General features: G+C 75.0%; 6 protein-coding genes. All 6 read left to right on the forward strand.

The window, feature by feature from the left end; all coding sequences use genetic code 11:
• Positions 1–6: 6 nt before the first annotated feature.
• The 6 genes from ACFV04_RS11165 (at position 7) to ACFV04_RS11190 (ending at position 9,568) form a co-directional block, all read left to right on the forward strand.
• Positions 7–4,491: an amino acid adenylation domain-containing protein gene (locus ACFV04_RS11165; RefSeq protein WP_380528433.1), complete on the forward strand. Its 4,485-nt coding sequence runs from the start codon at positions 7–9 to the stop codon at positions 4,489–4,491.
• A gap of 9 nt (positions 4,492–4,500) precedes the next feature.
• Entirely contained in the window at positions 4,501–6,267 is a 1,767-nt protein-coding gene (locus ACFV04_RS11170) for a non-ribosomal peptide synthetase (protein WP_380528435.1), read from the forward strand.
• A 7-nt stretch (positions 6,268–6,274) separates the two neighbouring features.
• Positions 6,275–7,060: a thioesterase II family protein gene (locus ACFV04_RS11175; RefSeq protein ID WP_380528437.1), complete on the forward strand. Its 786-nt coding sequence runs from the start codon at positions 6,275–6,277 to the stop codon at positions 7,058–7,060.
• A complete protein-coding gene (locus tag ACFV04_RS11180) occupies positions 7,054–8,238 on the forward strand; it encodes a cytochrome P450 (RefSeq protein ID WP_380347772.1) in 1,185 nt (394 codons plus the stop codon). The genes ACFV04_RS11175 and ACFV04_RS11180 overlap by 7 nt, the downstream gene beginning before the upstream one ends.
• Positions 8,239–8,351: 113 nt before the next feature.
• Entirely contained in the window at positions 8,352–8,564 is a 213-nt protein-coding gene (locus ACFV04_RS11185; RefSeq protein WP_380528439.1) for an MbtH family protein, read from the forward strand.
• An 8-nt stretch (positions 8,565–8,572) separates the two neighbouring features.
• A complete protein-coding gene (locus ACFV04_RS11190; protein ID WP_380347767.1) occupies positions 8,573–9,568 on the forward strand; it encodes a TauD/TfdA family dioxygenase in 996 nt (331 codons plus the stop codon).
• The last annotated feature ends 44 nt before the right edge of the window (positions 9,569–9,612 follow it).

Here is a 9,612-nt window from a genome sequence, read left to right on the forward strand (position 1 = left end):
GAGGCCGTGAGCCCGTCCGACCACCCGGCGCGCACCGCGCCCGTCTCCGGGCTGCAGCGCGGCCTCTGGTTCCTCGACCGCCTCGACCCGCAGGCCGTCACCTACTGCACCCCGTGGACCGTCGACGTCACCGGTCCGCTCGACCTCGACCTGCTCGGCGGCGCGCTGGACGCCGTGGTGGCCCGGCACGAGGCGCTGCGCACCACCTTCGCCCTGCACCCCGACGGCCCCCGCCAGCAGGTGCACCACGCCCTGCCGGTGCCGCTCGCGGTGACCGACCTGCGCCCGTCGGCCGGGCCGGAGCAGGCCGGGCCCGGGCAGGCCGGCCGGTTGGAGGAACTGCTCGCCGCCCGCTGCTCCGAGCCCTTCGATCTGGCCGCCGGTCCGCTGCTGCGGGCCGAGGCGTTCCGGCTGGCGGACGAGCGCACCACGGTGCTGTTCACCGTCCACCACATCGTCTGGGACGGCTGGTCCGCCGAGGTCTTCGCCCGTGAACTCGCCGAGCTGTACGGCGCCGCCGTGGCGGGCCGGGAGGCCGTGCTGCCGGAGCTGACCGTGCAGTACGCCGACCACGCCGAGGAGCGGCTCGGCACCTCCTACGAGGAGCACCTGACCTACTGGAAGGAGCAGCTGGACGGCGCACCCGGCCTGCTGGAACTGCCCACCGACCGGCCCCGGCCGGCCGAGCGCTCCGCCGCCGGGCGGACCGAGGAGTTCGGCTCCGCCCCCGGCACGGCGGCCCGGGTCCGCGCCCTGGCCGAGGCGGAGGGCGTCACCCCGTTCACCGTCCAGCTGGCGGCCTTCGCCCTGCTGCTGAACCGCTGGACCGGCGCCGACGACCTGGTGATCGGCACCCCCGTCACCACCCGCGACCGCCCCGAACTGGAGCACCTGCTCGGCTACTTCGTCAACCTGCTGCCACTGCGCCTGCGGCTCTCGCCCACCCTGTCCTTCCGGGACCTGCTGGAGCACGTCCAGGACGTCGCCTTCGACGCCTACGGCTACCTCGACGTGCCGTTCGACCAGCTGGTCGACCACCTCGGTGCCGCCCGCACCGCGCAGCACCCGCCGCTGGTCCAGGTGGTGTTCGGCGCCCACGGCGAGGACCGCACCCCGTTCGCGCTCGGCCCGGCCACCGCGCAGAGCCGGGTCCGCTCCAACGGCACCAGCAAGTTCGACCTCACCTGGTCCGTCTTCGACGGCGGCGACACCTCCCCCCGCGCCGACGGGGAGGACTCCGGCGGCGGCCTGCGCGGCGAGGCCGAGTACCGCAGTGAGCTGTTCGACCCGGAGACCGTCCGGCGCCTGGCGGCCGACTGGAACACCGTGCTCACCGCGGCCCTGGACGACCCCGACGCCACCGTGCTGCGGCTGACCACGCGCGGCGAGGACGCCCCCCGCGCCACCGACACCCCCGGCCACTGCCTGCACCACCTGTTCGAGCGGGCCGCCGACGCCCACCCCGACCGGCCCGCCGTCAGCGACCAGGACCGCACCCTGAGCTACGCCGAGCTCGACCGCCGGGCCAACCGCCTCGCGCACGCCCTGCGGGCCCGCGGCGCCGGCCCCGGCGACCGGATCGGCATGCTGCTGGACCGCACGGCCGACGTCCTGGTCACCGTCCTCGGCGTGCTCAAGACCGGCGCCGCGTACGTGCCCGTCGACCTGGCCGCCCCCGCCGACCGCGCCGCACTCGTCTTCGGGGACACCGAGGTCGCCCTGGTGGTCACCGACCGTGCGGACCGGGTGCCCGAAGGCCCCTGGCAGGCCTACGACCTGACCGCCGAGGCCGCCGACCTGGCCGCCCGGCCGGACACCCGCCCGCCCGCCGCCGGCCGCCCCGGCGACGTCGCCTACGTCATCTTCACCTCCGGTTCCACCGGCCGCCCCAAGGGCGTCGCCGTCGCCCACGAGCACGTCAGCCGGCTGATGGCGGACGGCGCGGAGCACTTCGGCTTCGGCCCGGAGGAGACCTGGACGCTGTTCCACAGCTACGCCTTCGACTGGACGGTCTGGGAGATGTGGGGCGCCCTGCTGCACGGCGCCCGCCTGGTCGTCGTCCCGTACGTGACGAGCCGTTCGCCGGAGGAGTTCGCCCAGCTCCTGGAGGAGGAGCGGGTTTCCTTCCTCTGCCTCACCCCGTCGGCGCTGCGCCAGCTGGAGCCGGTGCTGCGCCACAGCCCGCGCGCCCTGCCCGCGCTGAAGTGGATCATGCTCGGCGGGGAGGCGCTGGACCCGGCCGTCGTCCAGCGCTGGTTCGAGCTCGACGTGCCGCCCCCGGCCCGGCTCTGCAACCTGTACGGCATCACCGAGACCACCGTCCACGTCACCACCCACGACCTCGCCGACAGCACCGGCTTCGAACGCAGCCTGATCGGCGCACCCATGCCGCACCTGACCGCGCAGGTCCTGGACGACTGGCTGCGGCCCTGCCCGCCCGGCGCGGCCGGCGAGCTGTACATCGGCGGCGGCAGCCTCGCCCACGGCTACTGGGGCCGCCCCGGCCTCACCGCCGGCCGCTTCGTCGCCGACCCCTACGGCCCGCCCGGAGCCCGGCTCTACCGCACCGGCGACGTCGCCCGCCGACTGCCCGACGGCGGCCTGGAGTACATCGGCCGCGCCGACTTCCAGGTCAAGCTGCGCGGCTTCCGGATCGAACTCGGCGAGATCGAGAACGCCCTCGCCGCCCACCCGGACGTCGACGCCTGCGTGGTCACCGTGCACGAGGACCGCCTCGCGGCGTACGTCACCGGGCGCGAACCCGCCGACGTCCGCGCCTTCCTCGGCCGCTCGCTCCCGCCGTACATGGTCCCGGCGAGCTACACCGTGCTGGAGTCCCTGCCGCTCACCGTCAACGGCAAGGTCGACCGCGGGGCGCTGCCCGCCCCCGGCCAGCGCAGCACGGCCACCGGAGGCCGCCACGTCGAGCCGCGCACCCCGGAGGAGGAGGCCTTCGCCGCCGTCTGGACGGAGGTCCTCGGGGTCGACGGCATCGGCGTCCACGACGACTTCTTCCACCTCGGCGGGGACTCCATCCGGGCCGTCCAACTGGCCGGCGCGCTGCACGAACGCGGCTGGGGGGTGAGCCTGCGGGACGTCTTCGACGCCCCCACCGTCGCCGCCCTGCTGCCGCGGGCCGAGCCCGTCACCGGCGGCGCCGAGGCCCGCGAACCCTTCGCCCTGATCACCCCCGAGGACCGCGCCGACCTGCCGCCCGGCCTCGCCGACGCCTACCCCATGGTGTCCATGCAGCTCTCCATGGTCTTCCACATGGAGATCGCCGGCGGCACCGACAGCTACCACAACGTCAACTCCTACCGGATCTCCGGCGACCTCGACGAACAGGCCTTCCGCCGCTCCGTCGCCGAGGCGATGGACCGGCACGCCGTCCTGCGCACCGGCCTCGACCTGTCCGGCTACGGCGAACCGCTGCAGCTCGTCCACGGCCGGCTGCCCGCCCCCGTCGAATTCGCCGACCTGCGCGGCGAACCCGACCAGGACACGGCCGTCCGGGAGGTCTTCGACGCCCACCGCCTGACCCCCTTCGACCTCACCGCGCCGCCGCTGTTCCGGATCACCGTGCAGCGCCTCGCCGAGGACGCCTTCCAGCTCACCGTCTCGGAGCACCACGCGATCCTGGACGGCTGGAGCTTCACCTCGCTGCTCACCGAGATCCTGGAGCGCCACACCGCCCTCGCCGCCGACCCGCTCGGCGCCCCCACCCCGCCGCCGCGCACCGCCTTCCGCGACTTCGTGGTCGTCGAACGGGAAGCGGCCCGGGACGAACGGTCGCTGGCGTACTGGCGCGAGCGGCTGTCCGGCGCCAGCGGCCAGCTGTTCCCCGGCAGCGAGGACGTGCACGAGCTGTCGCGCACCGTCGAACGGGTGCTGCCCGAAGCGCCCGGACAGCTGCGGCTGGTCGCCGAGACGCTCGCCGTGCCGGTCAAGTCGGTCGCGCTCGCCGCCCACCTGCACGCCCTCGCCGCCATCACCGGGCGCCCGCGCGTCACCACCGGCCTGGCCGTCAACGGCCGGCTGGAACGGCTCGGCGGCACCGAGGTGTACGGGCTGTTCCTCAACACCGTCCCGCTGAGCTGCGAGCCCACCGACGACCTGCTCGCCCTGGCCCGCGAGGTCCACCGGGAGGAGCTCGACATGATGCCGCACCGCCGGGTGCCCTTCGCCCGCCTCGCCCGGCTGATGACCGACACCGCGCTGGACACCCAGTTCGGCTTCCTGCGCTTCCACGCCCTGGGCCGGCTCAGCTCGGCCCGCATCGTGGACGGCCGGATCGGCTGCGAGCCGACCCTGCGCCACGAACCCAACAGCTTCGCCTTCGGCGCCTCGCTGATCCAGGACCCGGTCTCCCAGCGCGTGCTGCTCGCCGTGGACCACCAGCGCTCCCTGGTCGACGACAGCACCGCCGAGCAGTTCATCGACACCTACACGGCCGCCCTGCACGCCATGGCCGCCGCCGCCCGAGACCTCTGAGGACCCGCCATGACCGACCTGCTGCAGCGCCTGCGCGACACCGTCGCCGCCCACCCCGAGCGCACCGCCGTCCTCGCCGGCGCGGACCGCCTCGACTACGCCGCCCTCGACCGCCGCACCGCCGGACTGGCCCGCGCCCTGCGCGCCCTCGGCGTCGGCCGCGGCGACCGGGTCGGCGTCCACCTCGGCCGCACCGCCGACCTGCCGGTCGCCCTGCTCGCCGTCTGGCGGGCCGGCGCCGCCTACGTCCCGCTCGACCCGGCCTACCCCGCCGAGCGGCTCGCCTTCATGGCCTCCGACGCCCGCCTCGCCGCCCTGATCAGCGTCGACGGCCTCCCCGCCGCCGAGGGCGTGCCGGTGCTGCGCCCGGACGCCGCCGTCGACGGGCCCGAACTGCCGGAGCAGGCACACCCGCTCGACCCGGCCTACGTCATCCACACCTCCGGCTCCACCGGCCGCCCCAAGGGCGTCGAGGTGCCGCGCGGCGCCGTCGCCGGACTGATCGAGGGGCTGGAGGCCACCGGAGCCCTCCGCGCCGAGCCCGGCGTGGTCGGCTGGAACGCCAGCATCTCCTTCGACGCCTCCGTCCCGCAGTGGACCAGGATCTGCCGCGGCGACACCGTCCTGGTCATCGGCGACGAGCAGCGCGCCGACCCGGCCCGGCTGGCCGCCCTGCTGGCCGAGCACGCCGTCACCGACTTCGACCTGACGCCGTCGCACTGGGAGCTGCTGCGCGAGCCGCTCGCCGGCGCCCGGGTGCCGCGGCTGTTCATGGGCGGCGAAGCCGTCCCCGAGCGCACCTGGCGCGAACTGGCCGACGGCGGCATCGACGCCCTCAACCTGTACGGGCCCACCGAATGCACCGTCGAGGCCGTCACCGCGCCGATCAGCGGCCCCGGCCCGCACCTGGGCGAGCCGATGCCCGGCGTGCGCCTCCACCTGCTGGACGAGAAGCTCTCCCCGGTCGCCGACGGCGTGGTCGGCGAGCTGTACCTGGCCGGGCCCGGGCTCGCCCACGGCTACGTCGGCCGGCCCGGACTGACCGCCGAGCGCTTCGTCGCCGACCCGACCGCCGGGCCCGGAGGGAGGATGTACCGCACCGGCGACCAGGCCCGGCGCGGCGCGGGCGGCCTGCTGGAGTACGTCGGCCGGGTCGACCGGCAGGTCAAGGTGCGCGGCTTCCGGATCGAGCTCGGCGAGGTCGAGCACGCCCTGGCCCGGCTGGAGGGCGTCCGGGCCGCCGCCGTCACCGTGTACGAGCCGGCCCCCGGCGACCGCAGGCTGGCCGGCTACGTCACCGGCGCCGTCACCCCCGCCGTACTGACCGAGCGGCTGCGGGCCACCGTGCCCGCCCACCTGGTGCCGTCGGTGATCACCGTGCTGGACGCCATGCCGCTCACCCCGAACGGCAAGGTCGACCTGGCGGCGCTGCCCGTCCCCGCCGCCGGGGCCGAGCCCGCGCCGGCGCCGGACGGCTCCGCGGCCTCCGGCTCGTCCGAGGGCACCGGGGGACTGGCCGACCAGGTCACCGAGGTCTGGAGCACCGTCCTCGGCGTGACCGGCCTGGTGCCCACCGACGACTTCTTCTCGCTCGGCGGCCACTCGCTCGCCGCGCTGCGGGTCGTCCACCTGCTGCGCCGCCGCCTCGGCATCGAGCTCCAGCTGCGCCACCTGCTGGACTCGGCCGACCTGGCCGCCTTCACCGCCACCGTCGAGCGGGCCACGCAGGCCGGCACCGCCGCCCCCCGGCCGGCGCTGACCGCCCGGGCCCGGTGAGCCGCGCATGACCACCGCCACCCGGGTCCGGCCCCGCGTCGAGGGGGACTGGCTGTTCGTCCCCGTGCCCCAACCGCACCGCCCGTTCCGGCTGTTCTGCTTCCCGCACGCCGGGGGCGACGCCACCGCCTACACCCCGCTCGCCCGCGCCCTCGCCCCGACCGCCGAGGTCTGGGCGGTGCGCCCGCCGGCCCGCGGCGGCCGGCTCGGCCACCCGATGCCCGCGAGCTTCGACCTGCTGGTCGACGCCGTCGTGGAGGCCCTCACCCCGCACCTCACCGGACGGTTCGGCTTCTACGGGCAGAGCTTCGGCGCCCTCCTCGGCTACGAGGTCGCCCGGGCCCTGCCCGCCGAACGGCGGCCCGAACTGGTCGTCGCCGCCTCCGCCTCGCCGCCGGCCGCCTGGGCCGGCCGGGACCGCCCCCGGCACACCGCCGACGACCTGCTCCGCCTCGCCGGCATGGGCGAACTCGTCGAGGGCGAAGCGGACCTGAAGGAACACGCGCTGCGCGGCATCCGGACCGACCTGGACGTGGTCGCCACCTACCGGCCGCGCCCGCACCCGCCGATCGGCTCCCACCTGCACACCGTCGTCGGCGTCGAGGACCCCCTCCTCACCGCCGGCGGCCTCGACGGCTGGTCCGTCCACACCCGCGGCGACTCCGGCCACCACGTCGTCCCCGGCGGCCACCTGCTCGCCACCGTCGACGGGCCCGGCCCGGTCGACGTCCTGACCTCGCTCATCGCGCGGCCCGGCGCCGCCGCCCAGCCCACGACGGAGTTCTCATGCTGACCACCACCGCGGTCGACCTCACCGACCCCGACCTCTGGGCCCGCCCCGACACCCCCGGCCTGATCGCCGAGCTGCGCCGGGAGGCCTCCGTCCACCGCACCGACACCGTCGACGACGGGCCGGTCTGGTCGGTGCTCTCCTACCGCCACTCCGCGCAGGTGCTGCGCGACGCCGCCCTCTACAGCTCCGAGCAGGGCTCCCTGCTCGGAGCCGGCGAGGGCAACGTCCCGGTCGGCTCCGGCCGGATGATGGCCCTCACCGACCCGCCCCGGCACCGCGAACTCCGCGCCCCCGCCAACCCGTTCTTCGCCCCCGGCCCGGTGCGCGGCGCCGTCCGCGGCATCACCGACCTCGCCTCCTCGATCGTCGAGAAGGCCGTCGAGCTCGGCGAGGTGGACCTCGTCGACGCCGTCTCCGCCCTCCCGCTGTCCGTCATGTGCGACCTCCTGGACGTCCCCGAGAAGGACCGCGAGATGGTCGAACGGGTCTGCGACGTCGCGTTCCTCGGCAACACCCCCGAGGAACGCCGGGCCGGCCACCAGCAGCTCATCCCGTACCTGCTGCACCAGGTGATGCTGCGCCGCACCGACCCGCGGGACGACCTGATCAGCAAGATGGCGACCTACCGGGTCGGCGGCAAGCTGCTGCCGGTCGAGGACGTCGTCCTCAACCTGGACAACATCGTCGTCGGCGGCGTCCAGACCGTCCGCCACACCGCCGCCATGGGCCTCCACACCCTCGTCCGGCACCCCGACCTGTGGCGGAAGCTGCAACGGGGCGAGGTCGGCATGGACTCCGCCCTGGACGAGATCCTGCGCTGGACCTCGGTCGGACTGCACACCCTGCGCACCGCCAGCCGGGACACCGAACTCGACGGCCACACCATCCGGCGCGGCGACCGGGTCGCCGTCTGGGTGTGGTCCGCCAACCGCGACCCGGAGGCCTTCGACCGCCCCGAGGAGATCCTGCTCGACCGCAGCCCCAACAAGCACCTCGCCCTCGGCCTCGGCGCCCACTACTGCATCGGCGCACCGCTGGCCAAGGCCGAACTCGGCGCCCTGTTCACGGCGATGCTGGAGCGCGTCGACACCATCGAGCCGACCGGCCCGGTCACCCACAACCGCTCGATCATCAACTTCGGCCTGGACCACTTCCCGGTCCGCCTCATCCCGCGCTGACCGGCGCCCGACGGCGGCAGTCGCGCGAACCGAACTGCCGCGTTCCTGCCTCGCCTCCTGCCCTTCCGGGCCCGGGCCCGCCCGTACCTTCGAATCAACCCAAGGAGGACACCATGAGCAACCCGTTCGAGGACGACAACGCCGGCTACCTGGTGCTGGCCAACCACGAGAACCAGCACTCGCTGTGGCCGGTCTGGATCGACGTGCCGGCCGGCTGGACCACCGTCCACGGCGAGGACACCCGCCAGGGCTGCCTCGACTACATCGAGGCCAACTGGACCGACATCAGGCCCGCCAGCCTGGTCGCCTCCCTCGCCCACCAGTGAGCGCCACCATGCCGACCTGGGAACTGAACCCCGGCCGCCCGGCCCTCGCCCACGCCCCGCGCACCGCCGACATCGGCGAGGCCTGCGAGTGGCTGCGCGAGAACGAGGCCGAACTCACCGCCGGCCTGCACCGCCACGGCACGATCTTCCTGCGCGGCCTGCCGGTCGCGAGCACCGAGGACGTCGCGGCCGTGCGCGACGTGCTCATCCCCGAGCGCACCCCCTACCGCGAGAAGGCCACCCCGCGCAGCGACTACGGCAACGGGGTCTTCTCCTCCACCGACCTGCCGCCGGCCCAGTCGATCCGGATGCACAACGAGAACAGCTACACCCTCACCTTCCCCGGCCGGCTGCTGTTCGCCTGCCTGACCGCCCCCGAGGAGGGCGGCGCCACCCCGACCGCCGACTGCCGCCAGGTGCTGGACCACCTGCCGGCACACCTGGTCGAGCGCGGCCGGACCACCGGCTGGACGCTCACTCGCAACTACTCCGACTACGTCTCCCTCGGCTGGCGCACCGCCTTCGCCACCGAGGACCGGGCCGAGGTCGAGGCCTACTGCCGGGAGAACGGCATCACCTGCGAGTGGCGGCCGGACGGCAACCTGCGCACCAGCCAGCTGCGCCCCGCCACCATCCACCACCCGGGCACCGGTGAGGAGGTCTGGTTCAACCACCTCGCGTTCTGGAACGAGTGGTCGCTCGACCCGGACATCCGCGAGGCGATGACCGACGAGTTCGGCCCGGACGGCCTGCCGTTCAACACCGGATTCGGCGACGCGGAGCCGCTCGGACGCGCCGACGTCGACGCCCTCAACGAGGCGTACCACGCCGCCACCGTGCGCGAGCGCTGGCAGGTCGGCGACGTGATGCTGGTCGACAACGTGCTCTGCGCACACGGCCGGGACCCGTACCGCGGCGACCGCAGGATCGCCGTCTCGATGGGACAGCCGGTCGAGGTCCTGGACTGCCGGCCCAGCGTCCGGCCGGACCTGGCCGCCGTCTGACCGCCGTCCGACCGTCGCCGGACGCCGTCCGGCCACTGCCGGAC

Source organism: Kitasatospora sp. NPDC059599, assembly GCF_042735125.1.
Lineage (GTDB): Bacteria > Actinomycetota > Actinomycetes > Streptomycetales > Streptomycetaceae > Kitasatospora.

Bases quoted from the DNA above. Each gene is read 5' to 3' on its own strand.
- ACFV04_RS11170 (WP_380528435.1), top strand. From the start codon at position 4,501: ATGACCGACCTGCTGCAGCGCCTGCGCGACACCGTCGCCGCCCACCCC.
- ACFV04_RS11190 (WP_380347767.1), top strand. From the start codon at position 8,573: ATGCCGACCTGGGAACTGAACCCCGGCCGCCCGGCCCTCGCCCACGCC.
- ACFV04_RS11185 (WP_380528439.1), top strand. From the start codon at position 8,352: ATGAGCAACCCGTTCGAGGACGACAACGCCGGCTACCTGGTGCTGGCC.
- ACFV04_RS11175 (WP_380528437.1), top strand. From the start codon at position 6,275: ATGACCACCGCCACCCGGGTCCGGCCCCGCGTCGAGGGGGACTGGCTG.
- ACFV04_RS11180 (WP_380347772.1), top strand. From the start codon at position 7,054: ATGCTGACCACCACCGCGGTCGACCTCACCGACCCCGACCTCTGGGCC.